Source organism: Alteromonas sp. McT4-15 (genome assembly GCF_020515205.1).
GTDB lineage: Bacteria > Pseudomonadota > Gammaproteobacteria > Enterobacterales > Alteromonadaceae > Alteromonas.
Genome location: NZ_JAJALG010000010.1, coordinates 18,547 through 43,004, shown reverse-complemented (window position 1 = coordinate 43,004; position 24,458 = coordinate 18,547). Strand labels below are relative to the sequence as shown.

Here is a 24,458-nt window from a genome sequence, read left to right as displayed (position 1 = left end):
CCGTCTTATCTTGCGATTGCTGAATGTGCTAGCGCTCAATAGAATCCGCCGCTTTTACTTAAAGCGTCTAGTAGCGGTTTACTTATGTCAAATGAAACACCTAATGTTAATTCACCTTCATCAGAATTTTCACCTGTAGCTGCCCCCGAATTGTTGGCCCCAGCAGGCAGCTTGCGCAATATGCGTTATGCGTTTGCCTATGGTGCAGATGCTGTCTATGCAGGTCAGCCTCGCTATTCGTTGCGTGTAAGGAACAACGAATTTAGCTTAGAAAATTTGGCAGTTGGTATAAAAGAGGCCCACGCGAAGGGCAAAAAGTTTTACGTGGTCAGTAATATTGCGCCTCATAACAGTAAAATTAACACCTACCTTAAAGATATCGCTCCTGTTATTGCGATGAAACCAGATGCGTTAATTATGTCGGACCCTGGGCTTATTATGTTGGTGCGTGAAGCATATCCTGAAATGCCCATACATTTGAGCGTTCAAGCAAATGCCGTGAACTATGCAACGGTAAAATTTTGGCAAATACAAGGTATCGAGCGCGTGATCTTGTCGCGCGAATTGTCTCTTGAAGAAATTGAAGTAATTCGAGAACAAGTCCCTAACATGGAGCTTGAAGTCTTTGTACATGGTGCGCTTTGTATGGCTTACTCAGGTCGCTGTCTTCTATCGGGATACATGAATAAAAGGGATCCCAATCAGGGGACTTGCACAAATGCGTGCCGATGGTCGTACGACGTAAAAGGAGCACAAGAGAATGAAACGGGAGAGATTGTTCAAGCAGGGGTTACTCAAGTAGAGCCAAACGCTGTCATTCCTACGCTTGGCGACGGTGAGCCGAGCACTAACGTGTTCATGCTTGAGGAAAAAGAAAAGCCCGGTGAACTCATGCCTGCATTTGAAGATGAGCATGGCACCTACATCATGAATTCAAAAGATCTGCGCGCAGTTCAGCATGTTGAGCGACTTACTCAAATGGGAGTACACAGTTTAAAAATAGAAGGTCGAACTAAATCACATTATTACTGCGCTAGAACGGCACAGGTGTATCGCAAGGCTATTGACGATGCGGTGGCGGGAAAGCCGTTTGATATAAACTTAATGGCCAGTTTAGAAACCCTCGCGCATCGTGGATACACCGAAGGATTTCTTCGCCGTCATGCTCATCACGCGTACCAGAACTACGAATACGGCCATTCGGTAAGTGACAAGCAGCAGTTTGTGGGCGAAGTGGTATCGCGATGCGAAACCACCGGCTTTGCCATTGTTGAAGTAAAAAATAAGTTTTGTGTGGGGCATTCACTTGAGTTGATGACACCGCAAGGTAATTTGCATTTCATACTGGACAGCATGCTAGACAAAAATGGCCATGCCATTGACGATGCCAAAGGCTCAGGTCATCAAGTAAAAATACCCGTGCCATCTGAAGTCGACCTGTCATACGCATTATTGTTAAGGAACTTAAGCGAAGGCGTTGATACACGCAATCCGTTTAAACAAGACAAGCAGTATGCAAAGGGGTAACAGGTGGCGCTTAAAATTTTAGAGACTTGTATAAATTGTGACATGTGCGAGCCGGAATGTCCGAATCAAGCCATTAGTATGGGGGAAAAAGTGTTTGAAATTGACCCTGTTCGCTGTACCGAGTGTGTAGGTCATTATGATGCGCCAACCTGTGTGGCAGTCTGTCCAATAGATGTCGTAAAACCTGATCCATTATACAAAGAAACCCTTGATGCATTAGCTGATAAGTTTATTGCGCTTAATAGTGAGCTTTAAGTGCTAAAGCAGACGCATTACGTTGAAAATAGACTTAGCGCGTTTGCTTTTCACATATGGAAAATGTGTCTTGAATATTTAAGTGGGTAAGGCATCATCAAGGTATGAAAGATTACTAAAATACGCGTGAGGTCATACGGTTATGAGGACAGTAGATCCTGGGGTAAAAGCTACGGAGACAGAAGCTACGGATAAAACAGTTACATGGAAAGCACTTACTTTTGACGAACTGAGCAATAATCAATTATTCGAGTTACTCAAGTTACGCGTAGACGTGTTTGTTGTGGAGCAAAATTGCCCTTATCCGGAACTAGATGAAAAAGACCGCCACAGCGAAACTCACCACTTAATGGGCTTTAAAGACGAAGAGTTAGTGGCATGTGCACGACTTTTACCAGCCGGATTAAGTTATCCGTCTATAAGCATTGGGCGTGTGGCTACGCGCCAATCATTTAGAGGGAAGGGCGCAGGTAAACTGCTAATGCAAAGTGCTATAGCGCATTGTGAAAACTTATGGCCAGGTCAAGATATTGAAATAGGTGCGCAAGAATACTTGAAAGGCTTTTACGAGAGCTTTGGTTTTGTGGCGACGTCTGACATGTACCTCGAGGATGATATACCGCATATCGACATGATAAGGTCAGCTCACAACGGTTAAACCATAGTAAGCTGACCTAAAGTTTCATGTTATATCGCTAAACTACATGCTTTAAGATGGGCAATGCGCACCTGATTTCACCCAGGCCTTTGCTAATGCGCCAGCTTCTTCCTGCGTTCCTGGCGCTTTCTCTCGGCCTTTACCGGGGTGAAACCCCCAGCCCACTAGCCCATCTTCGGCTATGTGCTTTACCACTGCATCAAGCGACTTTCCGCCATTGCGTTTAGGATCTTTTAATTGTGCACAAATCTCGCTGAGCGATTTGCCCAGCCATTTTTGCTTGATGGGTGCGGCTTTCCAAGGTGCATGACCGGGCATTGACCAGCCTTCTTTCACATCCACATTGTGAGCGCCATGACATGTACTGCACATCATACCGGGTACGCCAATATCCGCTACGCCCCGCTCGACAGGTGGCATGTGTGGTTTTTGGTCGTCACCTTGCAATAGTACATCTTCAACATGGCAGTTAATACATCTTGGATGCTGAATAACTTTGCCCAGTTCCTTGAATACGGCTTTGGAATAAGCTTCCTCTGAAGATAAATGCTTAAAATCCTCAGGTGCTTTTAATGAACTGGCATCATCTGCACTATGGTTGTGAGCGTGTACTCGGTCAAGCAAAGTCGCTCCCAACAGCGTAATTGTGATAAATAGCAGCGCTACTTTAATAGGGTTCATGATACCTCCTGTGCGCGTCGGATCGCTTTGTTCATCGGGAGGTTAGTGATCATTTGACCCGTTAGCGAACGCCATGCGTTGGCCACAGCAGGACCAATCGGTGGTACGCCTGGTTCTCCGACACCTGTGGGAGATTCCCCTGATGGAACGATAACTACCTCGACTTCTGGCATAGATGGCATGCGCAATGGGTGATAGGAGTCATAGTTACTTTGCTCAACCATACCACCTTTGCCTAGCGTAATTTCTTCTTCGAGAATGGCGCCTAACCCAAACCCTATGCCACCTTCCATTTGAGCCCGCACAATGTCGGGGTTTACTGCCAGTCCACAGTCTACTGCACACCAAACACGCGTTACTTTCGGTAAGCCGTTATCAGTCTTGGTGACTTCAGCAATTTGCGCAACATAAGTGCCAAACGATTTATGCACGGCAATGCCGCGGGCATGGCCCACAGGCGTTTTTCCGGCACTATCAGCAAGTTTAACCACTGCATTTAATACGCCTAAATCTCGCGGCGAATCTTTTAGCAGTGCACGGCGTCCTTCAATAGGGTCGGTTTCTGTTCTAGAAAGGGCGTGGTCAAGGGCTGTTTCGACCACGAATGCCGTGTGAGTATGCCCCACCGAACGCCACCACAGCACAGGGATAGGGTTACTCATGGTATGCAATGAAACATCTCGGTTTGCGATGGTGTAGGGGAAATCACTTGCGCCTTCCACTGATGTTGGGTCAATACCATCCTTTATCATTTGCTCAAACGGCGAGCCCGCTACAATAGACTGAGTGGCAATAACATGCTGCCATGCGCTGATATTGCCTTTGTTGTCGGTTCCTGTAACCACGCGATGAACGGTGAGTGGTCTATAGCGCCCCCCTTGCACGTCATTTTCTCTGGTCCACATTAGTTTCACTGGGGTACCTTTAGGTTGCGTTTTCGCTATTTCAGCAGCTTCTTTTGCAAAACCACTGGTAGGTTGGGCGCGTCGACCAAATGTACCACCCCCCAATTGCGTGTTTATTGAAACATGTTCAGGCTTCACGCCAAATACAGATGCTACCGTTCCTTGGTCAACAGTTTGCATTTGGCTACCCATCCAAACCTCAACCGTTCCATCTTTATTCGCTCTTACTACCGCATCCAGCGTTTCCATAGGGGTATGGGCAAGGTAAGGAAAGGTGTAAACGGCTTCAAACGTGCTTTGTGCGTTTTTAAGTGCAGATGTTGCATCTCCGTGACTTGCCGCTTTTATTCCTGTGGTTGTGGTTTTATCCACATACTCTTGCGTAATATCATCAGTAGAACGCGTTTCCGCTTTCGTTGTATCCCAGGTGAGTTTAAGCGCGTCTCTACCTTTTATTGCCGCATAAGTGGAAGTCGCAACTACCGCAACACCGCTACTGATTTTATGCACGCCTAGAACACCGGCAACCTTCTTAGCTTTCGAGTCATCGACCTCTTTGAGCGTTGCGCCAAAATGACTAGGATGAGCAACGGCCGCATAGCGCATATCAGGCAGTTGAACATCCTGAGTAAATTGCGCTGTGCCGTTGGTTTTAACGGTAGTGTCAATTTTTGGCACCGACTTACCAATGTAAATAAATGATTCAGGAGGCTTTAGAGCGGGGTTTTGGTTGGGTTCAATTTTTGATGCGGCTTCTGCTAACTCACCAAAAACAGCACTTTTGCCCGAGGTTTTGTGATGTATAACGCCTTTTGTTACCTCAATACTGTCAGGGCTCACATTCCATTTATCTGCAGCGGCTCTTACCAGACTATCGCGCATCATGGCACCTGCTTTGCGCATCTGCATGTAACTGTTTGCAAGCCCTGTTGAACCACCAACACCTTGAATGCCAAATGCCAAGTTTTTATACAATTCAGCATTCGCGGGTGCGTGTTGGGCTTTCATTTGTGACCAATCTGCATCCATTTCATCAGCAATTAATGTAGCCATGCCGGTAAACGCACCTTGCCCGATTTCAATGTGTTTTACCAAAACCGTAATGGTGTTGTCGGGTTTCAGGTGAATATATGCATTGGGTTGCATGGGCGTATCTTGACTGGCAACGGCTCGATTACGAAGAGGAAGGTACAAGCCTACTATCAGACCTGTGGCAATACCAACACTTGCCTTTAAGAACTGGCGGCGGTTAAAAGCGTTTTTTTCCTGTGGCATATGCATTCTTAGGCCTCCAATTCAGCTGCAGCATTTTTAATGGCTTGACGTATGCGCACATAAGTGGCGCATCTGCAAAGGTTGCCTGCCATACCCGCGTCAATATCTTCATCTGTTGGATTTGGCTTTTTCGTTAGTAAGTCTACAGCACTCATTACTTGCCCAGATTGACAAAAACCGCATTGCGGGACGTCCAAAGATTCCCATGCTTTCATTACGGCAGCAGCTGTTTTGTTATCTATACCTTCAATAGTGGTGACAGAACTGTTGTTAACGGCACTGATTGGCGTGACACAAGAGCGAACAGTATTGCCATTTAGATGAACAGTACAGGCTCCGCATTGTGCTTTCCCACAACCATATTTTGTGCCTGTCATGTTAAGTTCATCGCGTAAAACCCAAAGCAGCGGCGTTTGTCCGTCTACTTCAAGTTCGCGCTCGTTGTTATTTACGTGCATTGAAATCTTCATAATGTCTCCGGGCTTTTTTGTCAGACTGCGACAAACATTGCTTTGTTTGTGATTAGTGGACGGCTGCTAATCGAGGTATTAAAAAAGCACACAATAAAGAACAGTGCGCTTTAGATGGCATTTACGTAATGCAAAGTATAGTTAATAGAATGCTTACGTGTACCGAACATTTAGGTTCAATTCAACGTGACATTACAGTGGTGACATAAGCGGGATTTGTGCGACACAGAATCGGTTAATGCGCTATTAATCTTCTATTAATGTTGCGCCAACGATAACGAAAGGAGGCTGCGGTACTATAAAGATGTGGATGCGAAAGTATTCATCAGTGTGTTCTCCTTGACCTCAATCATGTGGTCACCTAGCGCCCTTAATAGGTACTCCCAAACCTTCAGGGTAGCACTTAGCCCAGTAGTGTGTACTGGGCTATTTTTTATTTTGATGCGCTTATAACTAAGGTCTCAGATATTTTATCCTGAATGGCTTGTCGATTAGGGTCCCAATATATTTGCATAAAGCCTAGTAAGCCAGTTGCTAATCCAGCACCATAGCCGCCGTAGCGTCCGAAGCTTTCCCATAATGAGAGCCCGCTACCATCAAGCTTAAGCACACGAATGTTCATCATGCGTTTGCCGGGCGTTTTTCCATTAAACCATGCAGTAAACACGCTGTAATACAGTGCTGCCCAGCCGAAACCCAGTCCAAGGTCTGATATGAACCCCTTTATCCATTCAATGATACTGTAGGTTGAAGTCGCCGAGGGTGTACTTTCAACAATGGCCTCCTCATTTTCAATTTCCATTGAATCTGCAGTGTTATCGTCGTAGCGTGAATACTCATTGTCTACTTGATAAGCAGGCTCCTCAAATGCGAAATCAAGTGCAAGTAGCACTGTCCATAACAACATAATAGCGCCACCAACTCTTAGTAACGCTCGTGTGGTTGCGCGCTTTGGATTACGCGCCAAGTTATTACTGGCTTTATAAAATGTGGCTGTAGCGATAATCGCTAGAAAAAATGCATTAAGAGAGCTCAGTACCACAACTAAAAACAAGTCGATACCTTGTGCTACACCACGTTGAAAAGGGGTAGCTAATCGAGTACCCAGTAGTGAATCAGACACGCCAAAGGCATATGGCGTAACAATATCTTTTGTTTCTACATGTTGCTTTGGTTCACTTTCTAAGGTGTCGTCAGTAGCCGAGGATGGTGTACTTAGTTGGTGAAGGCGTTCTGGCATAATACATCCGTGTTGATCTTCGAAACCTTCACTTTACACACAAGTGTGCCGCTTTTTAACTACTTTGTTAGTACAAAAAGGTAGGCTATTGTTTTTGCGATAGTCGGTATCCGTTGCCTCTTAATGTTTCAATGTGAAGGGATTCACATTGGGCTAGCTTTTGGCGAAGGCGACTTATGTAGACATCTACAACGTTGGTAAGCGGGTCGCTATGGCTTCGCCACACGCGGCTTAAAATACGTTCTCTGGAAAGCACCTTGCCGGCATTTTCAACAAAGTAATAAAGGGTGTCGTATTCTAACTTAGTAAGGGTCAATTCTTTACCCTCTAACGTGGCAATTCTGGACTCTTCATCAATAATGAGCGGGCCGATTCCGCGACGTTTTCTGTCCTGCGGGGCTGACGCCCTGCGGCTAAGTGCAGTTATTCTGGCTAACAGTTCATCAAAATCAAACGGTTTACATAGATAGTCGTCTGCACCAAGTTTTAGCCCATTTACCCGTTCTTTAACGTCATCAACGGCTGTGAGTAGTAACACCATAGGCGCATTGGGCATTGCTTTAATGGTACTGAGTAACTCCACGCTATCTTCATCGCCAAACATTCTGTCTAAAACAGCGATAGCCGGCGATTCTTGTCGAATGCGAGTAACAAGATTGTGTAACGTGCTTTCCTCTACACATTCGTAGCCCTCGGCCGTTAAGCCGCGAGATAAAAAGCGTAACAACGGTGCTTCATCATCCGCAATTAAAATTTTCATTTCACATTACTCTCTCGTTGTCCCAATTCCTTGTTGCTAAAGACAATGCTCACGAATCACCACTGTAATCGGCCGGTAACATTAAAGTAAACGTCGAGCCTTCACCCAATGTCGATTTGGCTTCTAACTGCCCGCCATGTGCTTCGGCAATTGCTTTTGCAATAGAAAGTCCTAAGCCCATACCGTCACCTTTTCTCTTTAAGCGAACAAAGCGCTCAAAAATATGATCTAGATCGCTTGACGATATACCGTCACCTATATCGACAACATGGATACAAACCATGCTTTCACAAGCGCTGACGTTTATCGTAATAGGTTCTTTTTCACGGGAATATTTATGGGCGTTTTCAACCAATATGGTGAGAGCTTGAATTATTCGTCCCTCGTCAATTAAGACATCAACGGGTTGAGACAGTGTCCAGTTTAAGATGAATTCACGGGACTTGGTGACTTTCTGCCAAAGTCTAACTTGTTGTTCAAGCAATGCGTGCAAATCGTGTTTCGAAAAGTCGAGTGTAAACTCATGCATTTCAGCACGGGCAAGTAGCAAGAGATCATCTACAAGTTTACTTAAGTTAACCGCTTGCTCTAGTATGGTTTGCAGAGTTTCCTTGTAAACATCATTGTCAGCACTGTGCTGGCGCAGAGTGACTTGTGCTTCGCCTCGAATAATCGTGAGTGGTGTTCGTAGTTCGTGGCTAACATCGGCCATAAACTGACGACGTTTAGCATCGATTTGTGTAAGTTTACTGTTCGCTTCTTTCAAGGCGCGGGTGCGAGTTTCTACTTCAAACTCCAATTGCTTGCGATACGCTGCGGCTTTATCTTCATGTTCCGATAATCTGGCAATCATAGAGTTTAATGCTTTCACTAAATCGGTAAACTCATCGTCGAGAGTCTCTGGTAGTCGATACTGGTAATTTCCCGACGCGATAGCGTCAGTGCCCGTGCGTATGATAGTGAGCGGTTGGTATAGCGCGTTGAAGAGCCAATAGCACCCCAGAAGTATGAAAGGGCAGGTAATAAGCCCCAAACTAATAGTGAACCATACAATGCTTGAATTAAGAGTTTCAATGCGTGCATTTATGTCTGAAACTACACGTGTTTGACGTATTACCGCAGAGTTAATCGCCTCGCGAAATTGATTATCAATGGTTATCTCAAGCAGGTTTTGCAAACGTTGCTGTTGATATAATGGTGCACTGTCGTTACTTAGTGAAATTGCCCTAAATTCATCGACAATGCTTTGAATGAGTTGTTCCAGTGCATCTGTGTCTTCAACGCTGCCTTGGGTAATAGCTTCGCCTAGTGCTTCACGTTGCTCTAGTTCCAGCTGCTTTATGCGTAATATTGACTGATTAATAAGTTGTTGTTTATTGCGAACTTTGGCTTGGTTGGCATCTTTACCAAAAATAAGTTCATCGGTAAGTTGTTTAAATAATCGGTAAGAGATGCTTGAAAGTTGCTGATGTTCAGACAACAACGCCTGAGCGAGCTGACTTTGAGCTAAGTTTGTACGCGTTAGATGTGCTGAAACAGCGGCACTTGCTAGCGCAATAAGAAGAATAAAGGTAGAGAGCAGCCCAAATAAATATAGCTTGCGTTTGTACATGGTAACGACTTGTCATTATTGTTTATGTGACTTCATCGTTTTATACGTTTACAAGCTCAAGATGGAACACGTTCCGCTACAATAAAACGTCAACAGGTCCTAAACATGTGCAACGCTTTTTCCGTCTGAGAGGCTAATTCATCATCTATCTTCCAATGACTTGGGCTCCACCCTGCAAGAAAGCGATGAAAATCGGCGCACGCGACGCAATATAAAGCGCGCCACTGTTCAATCACGTCGTCAATATCGATAGCGTGTGATAATGGTAACAGGCAACTCTCTGTTGATTTCATATTACAACGGTTAATATACGCATTTCTTAATGCATCAAAATAAACATCAAGGCAACGGGAGCGGAACTGGTGCTGATCACGCGTAGAGAGCGCACTACCCAGAAAATAAGCCACATCTTTCACTCCCACACCGAAACCGGCGTACTGAAAATCTACTGCTGCGCACTTATCAAAATGTTTGGTAAAGCAAAAGTTTGCGACTTTGGCGTCACCGTGAATCAGTGTTTGGTAGGATGCATTTGAAAGTGTATCTGCGATAGCATGGGCATGGGTTTTCAGTGGTCCCTCTGCCATTGCATCGTATTCATCTTTTCGTGTGCCAAGATGCCAATAGCTACCTTCATCCCAAACCAAAATTCCTTTGTTTTTGATGGTGTCTCTTACACCGAGGAATTGAGCGTGAAAAGCGCCTAGCCAAGACAAAACTGTTTCTGCTTGGGATACGCTTAGGGTATCTGCGGTTTCAGTGAACCCCAAAGCGCGTAAATCTTCCATAACCAGAAATGTTCGGTTACCTGTCTGGTTAGTTGCAATGCACGACGGAACCTTACACTGTGCGTTGGTATAGGGTTGAAGGTGTTGATAGAAGCTATTTTCCACAGCAAACGACGCCAACTTCCTATCGTGGCTAGGTTTACCGTTCCATCCTCTAGGATGGTTTAACGTAGCGGGTGGCGCTGTACACTTGGCAACAATGGGAGCCGTTTTGCTTTGACTATCTGTGCAGGCATGACGATAGTGAAGATTAGCACGAAAACATGCGCCATAACCGCTCCATAGCGACTGGATAAGCTTTACGTCGCTTAAGCGAGCATTGCAGGTTGATTCGATAAACTGAATGAACGCGTTGTCTATTGATGCTGTCATAAATTCGAGTGAAGTTTGCCGCTAAAATTACGAGTACATAGCTTACATTAAGAACAAAAAAGCCGCTAAAAAGCGGCTTTTTCAACTGCGGAGTCAATCGCACAAGATATTAAACGCCTTGTGCCTGACTATCATCAACTGCATCAGCTTCACTTTCAACAACGGCAGAGGCCGATGCTGCGTCATCAACGCTCTGTGGGAGTGTTGTAGGCGCAGACGCTCTTGCTGAAACATGTGTCATTGCTGCTGCCTTGCCCGAAACGGCAAGGGCAGGGCGTGAGTCGTCTGCTTTTGCTGTTAATGCAACGTCAGTAAATACGTCGTTAACTGCAATTGGCAGCGCCATAGGATGCGAAGCACCGCGCTTGCCTTTACCACTTGCGGCTAAACTATTGTTAACCGCTCTAACTGGCGCTGTTTCAGCGATTGGCGCTTGCTCAGTACTCACTTCAGAAGTCGACGCTTCGGCAAGATTAATCTCAACTTGCTTAGGCGTTTGTGCTTCTTCAATCACTGGTGCAGTGGCAGCCGTGTCTTTTGCAGGCGCTTCCTCTGCGTTGTCAGTAGCTGTGTCAGACGCGTGCGTATCTTCGTTGTCTGAAGATGGCTGTTCAGGCGCTGAAGGCTGTTCAGGCGCTGAAGGCTCTGTACCCGCTGAAGGCTCTGCATCCGCTGAAGGCTCTGCATCCGCTGAAGGCTCTGTAACTGATGGCTCATAGGCTAAAGGCGCTTCAAATTGAAGTTCGTCTTGAACAGCTTCAACCTTCGTTTTGGCCTCTTCGCGTTTTGCGTCTTCAGTGACAGGTTGTGCATCTGCAGGTTCAAACTTACCAGGCTCTTGTGCTTGAGTTTCTTCAACTGTCACCGCTTGAGCTTCATTCTGCTCGTCAGCTACGCTCGTTGCTTCAACAGAGGCAGGTGCTTGCGATTCAAGCTTTCCAGGCTGCTTTGCTTGCGTTTCAGCTTCATCAACCGAAGGCGTGCTGCCAACTGAACCTTCCTCAGTCTGCTGTGCTTCTTTTTTGCGACGTTGGCCAGCTGCACGAACATGACGAGGAGAGCGTCTTGAACGTCCACGTCCTTCACGCTTTTGCGCTGTGTCTTCACCCGCTACGTCTTTCGACTCGGCATTATCTACAGCTTGCTTTTCTTCAACAGTGTCAACTGGCGTATTAGCAACATCAGCTTTTTGTGCTGCTTCAACCGGTTTTTCAGTAACGTCTTCGTTACTTTGCTGGTTATTTTGCTGACTGTGCGTATCTGCAGGCTTTTCAGCTTTAGCTGGTCTGTCTTGCTTTGGCTTAGACTGCTTTGGTTTGCTTTCAGCTGGTGCAACTTGTTGTGTCGATTCTTCTGCTACTGCTTGTTGCGTGGCTAGATTTTCGTTGGCATTTTGGCCATTCTCATCTTTTTTCACGCGCACGCTGCGGCGTTTGTCACGACGTTTTCTGCGCTCGGCCACCTCACGCTTCTTCTGCGCTTGGTTTTCTTGCTGCTCACCGTCTGGCTTGTCCTGTTTAGGCTTTTGCTGGTCGTCTCTTTGTTGCTGCGGTTTACGCTGCTGCTTACGGCCTTTGTTGTTACGCTTGTCGTCTTGCTCTGAACGCTGTTCATTGCGCGACTTGCGATTGTCTTGTTGCTCACCATCTTTACTTTGTTGAGATTGGTTGTTGCGACGATTGTTCTTATTGCGCGGCTTACGGCGGCGGTCGTCACTGTTGCGGTTTCGCGATTGCTTAGCTTTGTTTCCAGACTGTTGCTTTTTATCTTTATTCGATTCTTGCTCTTCTTCGCTGCCAAACAGATCGCTTATCCATTTGCCAATGCGTGCAAATAGTGATGGCACGTCGTCTGACTTAGCGGCAACAGGAGTTTCTTTAGGTGCAACAACTGGCGCTGCTGTTGGCGCAACCAAACCTTTAAGTGCTGGTTCTTCGCGTTTTACAGGTGCCGATGTCGTGGTTTCTGTTTCTGCTTCAACCGCAGGCATTAATTCCACTTCATAGCTGGCATCAGATACCACGTCATCTGGGCGACGGCGCAACACTTGATAGTGTGGGGTTTCTAGGTTTGCATTAGGGATAAGCAACAGATTAACACCGTGGCGTTTTTCTAGTAGCTGTATCGATTTACGCTTTTCATTAAGCAGATAAGTCGCAACAGGTACAGGCAACTGTGCTTCAATCTGTCCTGTATTTTCTTTAATGCTTTCTTCTTCAAGAATACGCAATATTGACAGTGCCAATGACTCTGTACCGCGAATAGTGCCGTGGCCAGAACAGCGTGGACATACGTGATGTGCTGATTCACCAAGCGACGGACGCAAACGCTGACGTGACATTTCAAGAAGACCAAAGCGAGAAATTCGACCTAATTGCACTCGTGCTCGGTCACTGCGCACAGCGTCTTTCATGCGATTTTCTACTTCGCGCTGGTGGCGAACAGGGGTCATGTCGATGAAATCAATAACAACGAGGCCGCCTAAGTCGCGTAAACGCAATTGACGCGCAATTTCGTCTGCTGCTTCTAAGTTGGTATTAAGCGCCGTTTCTTCAATATCGCCGCCTTTTGTTGCTCGTGCAGAGTTGATATCGATAGACGTTAATGCTTCTGTCGGGTCGATAACAATTGAGCCACCTGAAGGCAAGCGAACTTCGCGTTGGAACGCTGACTCAATTTGGCTTTCAATTTGATAATGACTAAACAGAGGTACTTCGCCACGGTACAATTTTACGCGGTTGGCAAAATCAGGGCGTACTAATTGAATGTGCTGAAGAGCCTGTTCGTAAATGCTCGTTTTATCAATAAGGATCTCGCCGATATCGCGACGCAGATAATCACGGATAGCACGAACAATAACATTACTTTCTTGGTGAATTAGAAACGGCGCTTCGCGTTCTTGGGCAACTTCTGAGATGGCTTCCCAGTGCTTTAATAGTACTTTTAAATCCCACTCTAATTCTTCGTAAGACTTACCTACACCCGCAGTTCGAACAATGAGTCCCATTCCGTCAGGCAGGTCAAGTTTGCTTAGTGATTCCTTAAGTTCAGTACGCTCATCACCCTCAATTCGACGTGAAATGCCACCAGCACGAGGATTGTTTGGCATCAATACTAGGTAGCTGCCTGCTAGTGACAGAAACGTTGTTAGCGCTGCGCCTTTTTGACCGCGCTCTTCTTTGTCGATCTGAATGATAACTTCCTGGCCTTCTTTAATCACATCTTTGATGTTTGGGCGGCCTTCGAATTTGTAACCTTTAGGGAAGTAAGTACGGGCTATTTCTTTGAGGGGTAGGAAACCGTGACGCTCAGCGCCGTAGTCAACGAAAGCAGATTCTAGGCTGGGCTCTACGCGGGTAATTTTACCTTTATAGATGTTTGCTTTCTTTTGTTCGTGTCCTGGACTTTCTATATCTAAATCGTACAACCGTTGCCCATCTACGAGGGCAACACGCAACTCTTCTTGCTGAGTTGCATTGATCAACATTCTTTTCATTGTATCTAACTCTGTTTTTAGTACAGCCGTTAAGACACAAAATTAAAGTGACATGTGCAAACCCTCACCGCGCAACCTCACGGCTGGACGGGGACCTTGTTGTAACGTCGCATTATCCCTGGTGGGTGACTTAACGTTGTCTAATAACGCTTTTAAAAAACCTTCGCAAAGAGGTGCAAGCCTAATGCATGCACGTAACCGAGGTGTAGTCACACTGCTTTAAGGATGTCGGGAGCGACTGGCCCTTATTACTCAATTCTTTGTTACAAGCGAAGTTAATGCATTCGCTTGTTTGTCATTTAATTCTGTTAGCTAAACGGCAAACTTATTTTATGTTCGCAAGCAATGGCTCCGCTTTATCTACGGCAGTGTAGTCGTTGCCTCTCTAGCTGGGTCGGTATGAAAGTTATTTTTCATTGCTGATGCCACCGACACGCAAACCATGCTTTTTCGTTTACAAGTTAAAACAACACACAGTATTTTCGAGTGTTGTTGCTTCGGTCTTGTTAGTGTTTTTTAACGTAGGGTTTCACACATTGGGCTATTTGGTTTTGTACCTTTTCTCAGCCGTTGTCATTATGCGAAGTTATCCATGTAAAAAACGTCGATGATTATCGCACCAAAATGCCGTTTTTAGCAAGGATAGCATGTGAATAAATCGAGGTTATTTGGTTTTATTTACAACAAAATACATCGCTTGCTTAAAAAAGAGGCGATAAAAACAAATTTAAGCAAAATCAAACTTTCCAGTATGTCGACGGTTGCGCATTGGGGTATAATGTCGCCATGAAAGATGAAGCACCTCAAAAAGTTCGTTTTGTAACGATAGAAGCCGACCTCGCCGGTCAACGTATTGACAACTTCTTGCGCACGCAACTAAAAGGCGTCCCAAAGAGCATGATTTATAGAATCTTGCGAAAGGGAGAAGTGCGCGTGAATAAAGGGCGAGTAAAGCCAGAATATAAGTTGCAGGCTGATGATGTAATCAGAATTCCGCCAGTTAGGGTATCGGAAGGTGCGCCCGCACCGTCTCCAAAGCTTGATAAAATAGCCTCTCTTGAGTCGCACATATTATTTGAAGATGACCGTATTTTGGTTATCAATAAGCCTTCTGGTATGGCAGTTCATGGTGGCAGTGGATTAAGCTTTGGTCTAATTGAAGGATTGCGTGCACTGCGTCCAGATGCCAAATTCATGGAGTTAGTCCATCGACTTGACCGCGATACATCAGGTTGCATTTTAATTGCTAAAAAACGATCTGCACTTCGTCATATGCACGAGCAATTGCGCACAGGTAAAATGGATAAACGCTACAATGCTTTAGTTGCAGGGCAGTGGCCTAGCAATCGATTTAAAGTTAAAGCACCGCTTCGCAAAAATATATTACAGTCGGGCGAACGTATGGTTAGCGTGAGTGACGATGGTAAACCGTCTGAAACCCGCTATCGCATATTGGAAGAATATGCCGGAGCAACGCTTGTTGAAGCGTCGCCTATTACCGGGCGCACTCACCAAATACGCGTCCACTGTTTACACGCCGGACATCCTATTGCGTGTGATCCAAAATACGGTGATAACGAGTTCGATGCGGCTATGCGACAAAAAGGGCTCAACAGACTTTTCCTACACGCACGCAGTATTTCACTACTTCATCCTGCAACTGAGGAGCGAGTAACGTTTTCTGCACCCCTTGATAACGTCCTTAGCGCTACATTAAAAACGCTAGAAGCATGAAGACAGACAAAATAAATAAAACAAGGGCCGAGCAGCGCATCCCGCGTTATAAGTTGGTTATCTTTGATTGGGATGGCACCTTGATGGACTCGGCAGATAAAATTGTCAACTGTATGCAGTTTGCAGCCAAGCAGTGTGACATGCCCATTCCAACATATGAAGAGGTAGGGCATATCATCGGAATTAGTTTAAAACCTGCAATTATGCAGCTTTTTGCTATTAGTGATGAAGCCTTAGCTGAGCGATTGGTTCAGGCGTACAAAGATGCGTTTGTTGCACAAGACACTACACCTTGCCCTTTGTTTGAAGGTGTAATTCCCATGCTAGAGCGCCTTAAAGCTGCAGGCTGCACGCTTGCTGTTGCTACAGGTAAAGCAAGACGAGGGCTCGATAGGGCATGGGCTCAAACTGAAACCGGTGTGTTTTTCAGCGGCTCTCGCACTGCAGATGATGCCGCATCTAAGCCATCCCCCGATATGCTGTTACAGTTATTAGATGAGTTGGGTTTTTCGTCTGATGAAGCGGTGATGATTGGAGACACTACCTACGACATGCAAATGGCTAAAGCCATTGGTATGGACAGAATAGGGGTGTCTTACGGGGTTCACGCGCAAGTTCACTTAGAAGCCCTTGCGCCGGTTGCGTTAGTGCATTCGGTAAAAGAGTTGGAACACGCGCTGCTAGGTTAACGCGCTGCCATTGCCAATAGGTCTACGTCAAAATGAGTCGCTAATAAATCATTAAGCAACATGACTGGTAAACCTATAAGACTGTTGGGATCACGGCTTTCAATCCGCTCAAAGAGTAAAACGCCCATACCTTCGCTTTTAAAGCTTCCTGCACAATCCAGCGGTCTTTCTTTTTCTACATAGGCTCGCAGCGCATCTTCAGTGTTGTGTCTGAACACAACTTTTGTTTTTTCAACCTCGGTAACGGTTGTATTGGTCGCTGCACGGTGTAAACAAATAGCGGTGTGAAAAATTACGGTTTTACCTCTGCAAAGAAGAAGCTGGTCTACAGCGTTTTCGATAGAGAGGGGTTTACCAAGTAACCTTGGGCCCGAGGGTGATTCAACTAAGGCAACTTGGTCACTACCGATAATAATGCTCTCATTAAATGTGCCACTATGCAGTTGCGCCACTTTTTCTGCTTTCTGTTGTGCTAAACGTAAGCTTAGTGCTGTGGCTGTCTCGTTAGGAAGCGGTGATTCATCGATTTCAGGAGAGCAGGTGTCTACCTGTATACCGATATTGGCGAGTAGCATTTTGCGATACTGTGACGATGAAGCGAGAACAAGGTGAGTCACTGAATTTCCTTTATGTGGTAACATCTTGATGTAGCGGAATCTTGTACATGGTTTACGAAGTTATAATGTTACTTTATAACGGTAGTTGATTTATAGTGGTTTATTCCTCGTTAATTCACAATTTTGCTTTGACACAAAGGGGTTGACCCTATATCATGCGCGCCCTATGCAGAAAGTGAAACTCCCTCATTCGGTTGAACCGATTAAAAGTGCCATGAAACGTTCCGATTATCGGGGCGTGATTGCGTCTAAAGATATGGAACGATTGAGCGAGGCAGTTGTCCGATGCAATGACTATGTGGACGCAGAAGTACAGTTCGAAAAAGACGCGCAGGGTCTTACTGTCTTTCACGGTCACTTAGCTACGCAGGTAACACTTATCTGTCAAAGGTGTAATGGTGAACTCGATTATCCCGTGGAAGCGGAATTCTGTTTTACTCCAGTGCAGGGAGACGAACAGGAAGACGATGACATCATTCCCGAGGCTTACGAGCCGGTAGAGGTCAACGACCATGGAGAAGTTAATCTGCTTCAAATTTTTGAAGACGAGCTATTATTATCATTGCCAATTGTGCCCCTTCATGCAGAGTCGGAGTGTACAGTGAAGCAAGACGATATGTCGTTTGGAAAGATTGAACCGGAACAAGAGCGACAAAACCCTTTCGCGGTTTTGAAAGAACTTAAGCGAGACCAGGAGTAAGTTATGGCAGTACAACAAAATCGTAAAACGCGTTCTAAGCGCGGTATGCGTCGCTCACACGATGCATTGACAGGCGCGACTTTGTCTGTCGATTCAACGTCGGGCGAAACTCACCGTCGTCACCACGTGACCGCTGACGGTTATTACAAAGGCAAGAAAGTAATCGGCGCGTAATACGGCGACTACATTTTGTCTACACTAACCATCGCGTTAGATATCATGGGGGGCGATCATGGTCCCCCTGTTATCCTTCCCGCAGCCGTAAAGGCTATTCAACTTCATCCCAACGTAAATTTTACGTTATGTGGCGATGAAAACATTATTCATGCTGGCATTCAAAGTTTAACCGACGCTGAGCGTAGTCGCGTTACCGTCAAGCATTGTTCTCAAGTTGTTGAAATGGGCGAGGCGCCAACCTCAGCATTAAGACACAAAAAAGATTCCTCCATGCGTCGTGTTATCGAGCTTGTCGAAAGCGGCGAAGCTGATGCATGTGTAAGCGCAGGAAATACAGGTGCGTTATTAACCCTTTCCTTTTATTTGCTCAAAACCCTATCGGGTATAGATAGGCCAGCGCTTATCAATATGATGCCAACGACTGGGCACCACAATGTTTTTTTACTCGACCTTGGTGCCAACGTTAACTGTACACCCGAAATTTTGTTTCAGTATGGCGTTATGGGTTCTGTGTTGGCGCAAGAAGTGGCTGGAATAGCATCTCCCCGCGTAGCATTACTCAACGTCGGCGAAGAGGATATAAAAGGTAACGCACAAGTAAAATCCGCCGACCAACTATTTAAAGATGCCCCAGGAATTAACTACATTGGTTATGTTGAAGGTGACGACATTTTCACCGATCACGCTGATGTAGTGGTGACTGATGGCTTCACGGGCAACGTAGCGCTTAAGTCGAGTGAAGGCTTAGCTAAGCTTGTGATAAATGAAGTGAAACGCCAATCACAGAAGAATTTCTATACGCGTTTGCTTGCAAAAATTGCTTTCCCATTACTGAAATCTATCTATAGCAGTGTGAACCCCGACCAGTATAACGGTGCGAGTCTGATAGGATTGCGCGGCATTGTTATCAAGAGTCATGGAAATGCACAAAAAGACGCCTTTTATTATGCCATTGTACAAGCAATGAAAGAGGCCAAGATGCATTTACCTGAAAAGATAAAAACAAAGATAGAAACGGTATTGTTGGAGCAGCTTTGAGCAAATATTCACGCTTTATAGGAACAGGTAGCTATTATCCCAGCGAAGTGCGTACAAACGCAGATTTAGAATTAATGGTAGACACCAGTGACGAATGGATCACTGATCGCACGGGCATAAAAGAGCGACGTATTATTGGAGCAGATGAAACCGCTGCTACCATGGGAGCAGAGGCCAGTAAAAAAGCCATTGAAATGGCTGGCATCGACCCTAAATCTATCGACATGATTGTGTGCGCGACCACTAGCGGTCGATATGCGCTTCCCAGCACAGCATGTGAGATTCAACGAATTCTCGATATAGACGGCATTCCCGCCTTCGACGTAGCAGCTGCGTGTGCGGGATATTGCTATGCATTGAGCGTTGCCGACCAGTATATTAAATCGGGAATGGCTAAACGCATTCTTGTAGTGGGCACTGATTGCTTGAGTCGCCTTATAAATCCTGAAGACAGAACCATGGTTATTTTATTTGGTGACGCGGCAGGTGCGACCATTATTGAAGCCAGTGACGAGCCAGGTATTTTATCCACCCACATTAACGCATCGGGATCTCATGGTGATTTGCTGTATGTGGGTAACCCAACGCGTGGTGACGAGCAATCTGTGCACGAAAACTGGGGAGTTATGCGTGGCAATGAAGTATTCAAAGTTGCCGTGACTAAGCTTTCAGAAGTGGTGGAACAGACACTGGCCGCAAACGGTATGGAAAAATCTGATCTTGACTGGTTAGTACCACACCAAGCAAACTTTAGAATTATTAAAGCTACAGCGAAAAAGCTGAATATGTCGCTTGACCAAGTAGTGCTTACCTTAGAGCAATACGGTAATACGTCAGCGGCCACCGTGCCTACTGCATTAGATACGGCTATTCGCGATGGACGCATCCAGCGCGGGCAGCATTTATTACTAGAAGCATTTGGTGGTGGTTTTGCTTGGGCTTCAGCGCTTGTTCGCTATTAAGTCCTGCTAATATCGCACTTTTTTAGTGTTTTCTCGTTTCTAGTAAAAAAATAATAAGGAATCGACATGACAAAAACAGCCTGTGTATTTCCCGGGCAGGGCTCGCAAAGTGTGGGCATGCTAAAAGAATTGGCAGAAACTTCACCAATTGTAGAAGCGACGTTCAAAGAGGCGTCAGACGCATTGGGCTATGACCTGTGGGATTTGGTCCAAAACGACGCAGATGGCAAGTTAAATGAAACGCACGTTACACAACCGGCATTGTTAACAGCCAGTGTTGCGATTTGGCGTGTTATCCGCGAACAAGGCTTGGCTGTAGATTATCTTGCTGGACATAGTTTGGGCGAGTACTCAGCATTAGTTTGTGGCGGCGCGATGGATTTTGCTGACGCTGTTAAACTAGTAGAAGCGCGTGGTAAGTATATGCAGGAAGCGGTGCCAGCAGGCGCGGGAGCTATGTACGCCATCATTGGCCTTGAAGACGCTGCCATTGCGGATATTTGTCAGCAAACGGCTATCGCAACAGGCGACGTTGTTGCGCCAGTGAATTTTAACTCTCCTGGCCAAGTGGTTATAGCGGGTGAGAAAAACGCGGCAGAGCAAGCGGCCAACGCATGTAAAGAAGCCGGTGCGAAGCGCGCATTGCCGCTAGCGGTGAGCGTACCTTCGCATTGTGAACTTATGCGCCCTGCTGCCGATAAGTTAGAAGATGCGCTATCTTCTTTAAACGTTCACGAACCTGCAATCAACATCGTGAATAATGTTGATGTAACGATTGAGACGCAAGGCGATGCAATTAAAAATGCACTTGTTCGTCAATTGTACTGCCCAGTTCAATGGACACGCACAGTAGAATATCTGGCAGCAGCAGGGGTAGAGCGCATTATTGAAGTCGGTCCGGGTAAAGTACTTACAGGCCTCAATAAACGTATCAATAAGAGCCTTGATTCTCTTTCAGTTAATACACCTGAGGGTGTGGAAGCATTAAAACAATAAGGAATTGCAATGAGTCAATTAGACGGAAAAATTGCTCTTGTCACAGGTGCTAGCCGTGGTATCGGTAAAGCGATTGCGACGCAACTTGCGCAGCAAGGTGCAACGGTGATTGGAACGGCAACTAGCGACAGTGGTGCTGACGCTATTTCTGGCTACCTTGGTGAATTCGGCGGTAAGGGGCTTGCACTCAACGTGACTGATAAAGACAGTGTTGATGCGGCTATCAAAGCGATAAGTGAAGCTCACGGTGGTATCGACATTTTAGTCAATAATGCCGGTATCACGCGCGATAATCTGTTAATGCGTATGAAAGATGCAGAATGGCAAGACATTATTGATACCAATTTGACCTCAATATTTACCCTGTCAAAAGCAGTGCTACGCGGTATGATGAAAAAACGCTTTGGGCGAATTGTTAACATCGGTTCGGTAGTAGGTAGTGCAGGTAATGCGGGTCAAGCTAACTATGCTGCAGCGAAAGCTGGCGTTATTGGTTTTTCAAAATCTATGGCGCGTGAGGTGGCTTCTCGTGGTATTACTATCAATGTAGTAGCACCTGGTTTTATCGACACAGACATGACAAAAGCATTGAGTGACGACCAAAAAGAAGCCATTTTTAAAGATATTCCGGCGAACCGTTTAGGTGAACCTGATGAAATTGCCGCCACTGTTGCTTTTTTAGTGAGCGACGGTGCTGCCTATATTACAGGCGAAACTATCCATGTAAATGGTGGAATGTATATGGGGTAAATTCGCAAAAATTGCGAATTTTCCTTAGTTTGGGGTGGTATTTACCCGAACTTGGATGTAAAAATAGTATTTTACGAATTTGGAATGTCGCTGGTTTGACCAGAAAATTAGTTTAATCTGGTGCTTGCAAGGGCTGACCTTGCAAAATAAACTAGCGGCAACTTTATTATCTAGTGACGTTTAAGGGAAACCTAGAATTATGAGTAACATTGAAGAACGCGTTAAGAAAATCATCGTTGAACAACTTGGCGTGAAAGAAGAAGAAGTAAAAGCAGAAGCTTCATTCGTTGACGATTTAGGCGCTGATTCACTTGACACAGTTGAACTGGTAATGGCTTTAGAAGAAGAATTCGATACAGAAATTCCTGATGAAGAAGCTGAGAAAATCACTACCGTTCAATCAGCTATTGATTACATCAACGCGAACAAAGACGCTTAAGTCTTAAGTAGCGAAAAAGCGGCTCTACTCTAGAGCCGTTTTTGTATCTCCTACCTTTTTTTAGTTCCAAAGCGAGGACTTTTTGTGACAAAACGTCGCGTAGTGGTTACTGGTCTTGGAATGCTTTCACCATTAGGTCTGAATAGCGAAGACTCATGGCGCAAATTGCTAGCAGGCGAGAGCGGCATCGGTGAAATCACCCATTTTGATTGCAGTAATTATTCAACCCGTTTTGCAGGTCAGATCAACGATTTTGACCCGCAGGAATATATTGAAAAGAAAGAAACGAAAAAGATGGACCGTTTTATCCAACTTGGCATTGCCGCGGGTAAACAGGCTCTTGTCGATTCTGGCTTATCTATTTCAGCAGACAATGCGCATCGCGTAGGTGTGGCGATCGGTTCAGGAATCGGTGGTTTAGAACAAATCGAACAAAACCACATCAAGTTGCTAAATAGCGGCCCAAAGCGTGTTTCTCCTTTCTTTGTACCTTCAACTATCACGAACATGATTTCAGGGTTCTTGTCTATCATGGAAGGGTTGAAAGGACCGAATATAAACGTTGTGACTGCTTGTACAACAGGTGTTCATAATATTGGTATTGCCGCAAGAACAATTGCTTACGGCGATGCAGACGCCATGCTGGCAGGCGGTGCAGAAGCGTCAATTACGCCGCTTGGTATGGCTGGCTTTGCCGCAGCACGCGCATTGTCGTCACGTAATGACAACCCGCAAGCAGCAAGCCGTCCGTGGGACAAAGACCGTGACGGTTTTGTGATGGGCGAGGGCGCTGGTGTCGTAATGCTTGAAGAGTACGAATCAGCGAAAGCGCGTGGTGCTACCATTTACGCTGAACTTGTTGGTTTCGGGATGAGTGGTGATGCATACCACATGACGTCTCCGCCAGAAGATGGTGAAGGCGCGGCGGCTTCCATGCAAAACGCGATTAACGATGCTAACGTAAACGCCAATGAAATTGGTTACGTTAATGCCCATGGTACTTCAACACCTGCCGGTGATATTGCTGAAGTAGCAGCGGTGAAGCGCGTGTTTAACGACCACGCCTATAATCTGTTAGTCAGCTCTACTAAATCGATGACAGGTCACTTGCTTGGTGCTGCAGGTTCAGTTGAAGCTATTTTCACTATTTTGGCACTGCGTGACAAAATGGCACCGCCGACCATCAATTTAGATGAGCCGGGTGAAGGTTGTGACTTAGACTTTGTTGCCAATAAGGCAAAAGCGTTTACGTCGGACTACGCGCTGTGTAATTCATTTGGATTTGGCGGGACAAACGGCTCACTGATATTCAAACGAATTTAACTAACAAACATGTGATTTAGTTAAAAATCGATTAGAAAGGCAGCAATATAGCTGCCTTTCTTGTTTGACTACAACAACTTGGTATACTCATCATATATTATATGCCCATGAGTCATACTGAGTACGCAGTGCAAATTATCACCGACGATACACCCATACAGCCTAGCGACAGGGCTTTTAATTATGGCGATGGGGTATTCACTACCTTATGTATTGAAAACAGCCGGCCGCAATTACTCTCTTTTCATATCAATCGGCTTATCTACGATGCGAGTGCTATTGGTATAACACTCGATGAAACAGCGCTTGAACAGGCGATAGTTGATTTTGCAACAAAGCAAGTACCCAACAATGTATCGACACAATCTAAGTGCACCAAGCTAGTGCTCAAAGTGCATGTTTCGGCAGGTATCGGTGGGCGAGGCTACGCGAGAGATGATGAAAGTGTGCCGCAAGTGCGCTTTTCTATCCATCCGTACCCTGTCCATTATGCAGCGTTAGCAGAACAAGGAATGGCTCTTATTTGTGCAGAGACCGCGCTAGCCATACAACCCTTATTGGCCGGTGTGAAGCATATGAATAGACTAGAACAAGTCTTAATAAAGCGAGAAATTAAAGCATCGGGTGCCGATGATGCCATTGTGTGTGATACACAAGATCACGTTGTTGAAAGCAGTATCGGTAACGTTTTCTTTTACGCGAACAGTACTTGGTATACGCCATCGCTCAAAGGAAGTGGTGTAAATGGTGTAGTAAGGCAGTGCTTAATTCAGGCATTACTCAACGACAATCAAGCGTTAAATGTGGGTGAATATGAGCTGAGCGATCTAGCGAAAGCCGAGTGTGTCGTAGTGACAAACGCATTAATGGGGGTTATGCCCGTTAATGCTATTACCTTTCCCAACGCGAGCATTGTGCGGTATCAGGTTGATAGCGAGCCTCAACAGGAGCTTGCTCGACACCTACGTAAGCATTTATAGGTGAAACCCGTGTC

General features: G+C 45.6%; 23 protein-coding genes. 14 read left to right on the top strand and 9 right to left on the bottom strand.

Going from position 1 to position 24,458, the window contains the following annotated elements; all coding sequences use genetic code 11:
• Nucleotides 1-84: 84 nt before the first annotated feature.
• The 3 genes from trhP to LHL20_RS09725 all read left to right on the top strand — a co-directional run bounded on the left by trhP (nucleotide 85) and on the right by LHL20_RS09725 (nucleotide 2,440).
• Entirely contained in the window at nucleotides 85-1,527 is a 1,443-nt protein-coding gene (gene trhP, locus LHL20_RS09735) for a prephenate-dependent tRNA uridine(34) hydroxylase TrhP (RefSeq protein WP_226433163.1), read from the top strand.
• A 3-nt stretch (nucleotides 1,528-1,530) separates the two neighbouring features.
• Entirely contained in the window at nucleotides 1,531-1,782 is a 252-nt protein-coding gene (locus LHL20_RS09730) for a YfhL family 4Fe-4S dicluster ferredoxin (RefSeq protein ID WP_226433162.1), read from the top strand.
• A gap of 142 nt (nucleotides 1,783-1,924) precedes the next feature.
• Entirely contained in the window at nucleotides 1,925-2,440 is a 516-nt protein-coding gene (locus LHL20_RS09725; protein WP_226433161.1) for a GNAT family N-acetyltransferase, read from the top strand.
• Nucleotides 2,441-2,491: 51 nt separating this feature from the next.
• Here LHL20_RS09725 and LHL20_RS09720 read toward each other — a convergent pair whose 3' ends face one another.
• The 8 genes from LHL20_RS09720 to rne all read right to left on the bottom strand — a co-directional run bounded on the left by LHL20_RS09720 (nucleotide 2,492) and on the right by rne (nucleotide 14,039).
• Nucleotides 2,492-3,121, bottom strand: a complete 630-nt coding sequence (locus LHL20_RS09720) for an Isoquinoline 1-oxidoreductase subunit (protein WP_226433160.1) — start codon at nucleotides 3,119-3,121, stop codon at nucleotides 2,492-2,494.
• Nucleotides 3,118-5,301: a xanthine dehydrogenase family protein molybdopterin-binding subunit gene (locus tag LHL20_RS09715; RefSeq protein WP_226433159.1), complete on the bottom strand. Its 2,184-nt coding sequence runs from the start codon at nucleotides 5,299-5,301 to the stop codon at nucleotides 3,118-3,120. Before LHL20_RS09715 ends, LHL20_RS09720 begins: the two co-directional genes overlap by 4 nt.
• Before the next feature lie 8 nt (nucleotides 5,302-5,309).
• Entirely contained in the window at nucleotides 5,310-5,771 is a 462-nt protein-coding gene (locus tag LHL20_RS09710) for a (2Fe-2S)-binding protein (RefSeq protein WP_226433158.1), read from the bottom strand.
• A gap of 433 nt (nucleotides 5,772-6,204) precedes the next feature.
• On the bottom strand, nucleotides 6,205-7,011 hold the full coding sequence (locus LHL20_RS09705; protein ID WP_226433157.1) for an RDD family protein: 807 nt from the start codon (nucleotides 7,009-7,011) through the stop codon (nucleotides 6,205-6,207).
• 85 nt (nucleotides 7,012-7,096) lie between these two features.
• Nucleotides 7,097-7,771: a response regulator transcription factor gene (locus LHL20_RS09700; RefSeq protein ID WP_226433156.1), complete on the bottom strand. Its 675-nt coding sequence runs from the start codon at nucleotides 7,769-7,771 to the stop codon at nucleotides 7,097-7,099.
• Nucleotides 7,772-7,820: 49 nt separating this feature from the next.
• Entirely contained in the window at nucleotides 7,821-9,383 is a 1,563-nt protein-coding gene (locus tag LHL20_RS09695; RefSeq protein ID WP_226433155.1) for a sensor histidine kinase, read from the bottom strand.
• Nucleotides 9,384-9,472: 89 nt separating this feature from the next.
• Nucleotides 9,473-10,543: an ecdysteroid 22-kinase family protein gene (locus tag LHL20_RS09690; RefSeq protein WP_226433154.1), complete on the bottom strand. Its 1,071-nt coding sequence runs from the start codon at nucleotides 10,541-10,543 to the stop codon at nucleotides 9,473-9,475.
• Nucleotides 10,544-10,652: 109 nt separating this feature from the next.
• Complete coding sequence (gene rne / locus LHL20_RS09685) at nucleotides 10,653-14,039, bottom strand: ribonuclease E (RefSeq protein WP_226433153.1); 3,387 nt, start codon at nucleotides 14,037-14,039, stop codon at nucleotides 10,653-10,655.
• A 786-nt stretch (nucleotides 14,040-14,825) separates the two neighbouring features.
• Between rne and rluC the strand changes: the two genes are divergently transcribed.
• Together rluC and LHL20_RS09675 are read left to right on the top strand one after the other, a co-directional pair.
• Nucleotides 14,826-15,773, top strand: coding sequence for a 23S rRNA pseudouridine(955/2504/2580) synthase RluC (gene rluC, locus LHL20_RS09680; protein WP_226433152.1), 948 nt, complete (start codon nucleotides 14,826-14,828; stop codon nucleotides 15,771-15,773).
• Nucleotides 15,770-16,462 (top strand): HAD family hydrolase, encoded by a 693-nt coding sequence (locus tag LHL20_RS09675; RefSeq protein WP_226433151.1) that lies wholly within the window; start codon nucleotides 15,770-15,772, stop codon nucleotides 16,460-16,462. The genes rluC and LHL20_RS09675 overlap by 4 nt, the downstream gene beginning before the upstream one ends.
• Here LHL20_RS09675 and LHL20_RS09670 read toward each other — a convergent pair.
• Nucleotides 16,459-17,079 carry a Maf family protein gene (locus LHL20_RS09670; RefSeq protein WP_226433150.1) on the bottom strand — a complete coding sequence of 207 codons (621 nt, stop codon included), beginning with the start codon at nucleotides 17,077-17,079 and terminating at the stop codon, nucleotides 16,459-16,461. The genes LHL20_RS09675 and LHL20_RS09670 overlap by 4 nt on opposite strands.
• Nucleotides 17,080-17,245: 166 nt before the next feature.
• On the opposite strand from LHL20_RS09670, the gene yceD reads away from it, so the two are divergent.
• The 9 genes from yceD (at nucleotide 17,246) to pabC (ending at nucleotide 24,444) form a co-directional block, all read left to right on the top strand.
• Complete coding sequence (yceD, locus tag LHL20_RS09665; protein ID WP_159625001.1) at nucleotides 17,246-17,779, top strand: 23S rRNA accumulation protein YceD; 534 nt, start codon at nucleotides 17,246-17,248, stop codon at nucleotides 17,777-17,779.
• Between the two features lie 3 nt (nucleotides 17,780-17,782).
• A complete protein-coding gene (gene rpmF, locus LHL20_RS09660) occupies nucleotides 17,783-17,953 on the top strand; it encodes a 50S ribosomal protein L32 (protein ID WP_012518206.1) in 171 nt (56 codons plus the stop codon).
• Nucleotides 17,954-17,968: 15 nt separating this feature from the next.
• A complete protein-coding gene (gene plsX / locus LHL20_RS09655) occupies nucleotides 17,969-18,994 on the top strand; it encodes a phosphate acyltransferase PlsX (RefSeq protein WP_226433149.1) in 1,026 nt (341 codons plus the stop codon).
• Entirely contained in the window at nucleotides 18,991-19,956 is a 966-nt protein-coding gene (locus LHL20_RS09650; protein WP_159624942.1) for a beta-ketoacyl-ACP synthase III, read from the top strand. Before plsX ends, LHL20_RS09650 begins: the two co-directional genes overlap by 4 nt.
• Before the next feature lie 66 nt (nucleotides 19,957-20,022).
• Nucleotides 20,023-20,952 carry an ACP S-malonyltransferase gene (fabD, locus tag LHL20_RS09645; RefSeq protein WP_226433148.1) on the top strand — a complete coding sequence of 310 codons (930 nt, stop codon included), beginning with the start codon at nucleotides 20,023-20,025 and terminating at the stop codon, nucleotides 20,950-20,952.
• A gap of 9 nt (nucleotides 20,953-20,961) precedes the next feature.
• Nucleotides 20,962-21,702, top strand: a complete 741-nt coding sequence (fabG, locus tag LHL20_RS09640; protein ID WP_159624938.1) for a 3-oxoacyl-ACP reductase FabG — start codon at nucleotides 20,962-20,964, stop codon at nucleotides 21,700-21,702.
• 199 nt (nucleotides 21,703-21,901) lie between these two features.
• Nucleotides 21,902-22,141: an acyl carrier protein gene (gene acpP / locus LHL20_RS09635; protein WP_012518211.1), complete on the top strand. Its 240-nt coding sequence runs from the start codon at nucleotides 21,902-21,904 to the stop codon at nucleotides 22,139-22,141.
• A gap of 84 nt (nucleotides 22,142-22,225) precedes the next feature.
• Nucleotides 22,226-23,464, top strand: a complete 1,239-nt coding sequence (gene fabF / locus LHL20_RS09630; RefSeq protein WP_226433147.1) for a beta-ketoacyl-ACP synthase II — start codon at nucleotides 22,226-22,228, stop codon at nucleotides 23,462-23,464.
• A 128-nt stretch (nucleotides 23,465-23,592) separates the two neighbouring features.
• Nucleotides 23,593-24,444, top strand: coding sequence for an aminodeoxychorismate lyase (pabC, locus tag LHL20_RS09625; protein WP_226433146.1), 852 nt, complete (start codon nucleotides 23,593-23,595; stop codon nucleotides 24,442-24,444).
• Nucleotides 24,445-24,458 lie beyond the last annotated feature (14 nt).

What these genes read in the sequence shown, in the direction of transcription:
- trhP (WP_226433163.1), top strand. Translation starts at nt 85, where the DNA reads ATGTCAAATGAAACACCTAATGTTAATTCACCTTCATCAGAATTTTCA.
- LHL20_RS09725 (WP_226433161.1), top strand. Translation starts at nt 1,925, where the DNA reads ATGAGGACAGTAGATCCTGGGGTAAAAGCTACGGAGACAGAAGCTACG.
- LHL20_RS09720 (WP_226433160.1), bottom strand. Translation starts at nt 3,121, where the DNA reads ATGAACCCTATTAAAGTAGCGCTGCTATTTATCACAATTACGCTGTTG.
- LHL20_RS09715 (WP_226433159.1), bottom strand. Translation starts at nt 5,301, where the DNA reads ATGCCACAGGAAAAAAACGCTTTTAACCGCCGCCAGTTCTTAAAGGCA.
- LHL20_RS09710 (WP_226433158.1), bottom strand. Translation starts at nt 5,771, where the DNA reads ATGAAGATTTCAATGCACGTAAATAACAACGAGCGCGAACTTGAAGTA.
- LHL20_RS09705 (WP_226433157.1), bottom strand. Translation starts at nt 7,011, where the DNA reads ATGCCAGAACGCCTTCACCAACTAAGTACACCATCCTCGGCTACTGAC.
- LHL20_RS09700 (WP_226433156.1), bottom strand. Translation starts at nt 7,771, where the DNA reads ATGAAAATTTTAATTGCGGATGATGAAGCACCGTTGTTACGCTTTTTA.
- LHL20_RS09695 (WP_226433155.1), bottom strand. Translation starts at nt 9,383, where the DNA reads ATGTACAAACGCAAGCTATATTTATTTGGGCTGCTCTCTACCTTTATT.
- LHL20_RS09690 (WP_226433154.1), bottom strand. Translation starts at nt 10,543, where the DNA reads ATGACAGCATCAATAGACAACGCGTTCATTCAGTTTATCGAATCAACC.
- rne (WP_226433153.1), bottom strand. Translation starts at nt 14,039, where the DNA reads ATGAAAAGAATGTTGATCAATGCAACTCAGCAAGAAGAGTTGCGTGTT.
- rluC (WP_226433152.1), top strand. Translation starts at nt 14,826, where the DNA reads ATGAAAGATGAAGCACCTCAAAAAGTTCGTTTTGTAACGATAGAAGCC.
- LHL20_RS09675 (WP_226433151.1), top strand. Translation starts at nt 15,770, where the DNA reads ATGAAGACAGACAAAATAAATAAAACAAGGGCCGAGCAGCGCATCCCG.
- yceD (WP_159625001.1), top strand. Translation starts at nt 17,246, where the DNA reads ATGCAGAAAGTGAAACTCCCTCATTCGGTTGAACCGATTAAAAGTGCC.
- rpmF (WP_012518206.1), top strand. Translation starts at nt 17,783, where the DNA reads ATGGCAGTACAACAAAATCGTAAAACGCGTTCTAAGCGCGGTATGCGT.
- fabD (WP_226433148.1), top strand. Translation starts at nt 20,023, where the DNA reads ATGACAAAAACAGCCTGTGTATTTCCCGGGCAGGGCTCGCAAAGTGTG.
- fabG (WP_159624938.1), top strand. Translation starts at nt 20,962, where the DNA reads ATGAGTCAATTAGACGGAAAAATTGCTCTTGTCACAGGTGCTAGCCGT.
- acpP (WP_012518211.1), top strand. Translation starts at nt 21,902, where the DNA reads ATGAGTAACATTGAAGAACGCGTTAAGAAAATCATCGTTGAACAACTT.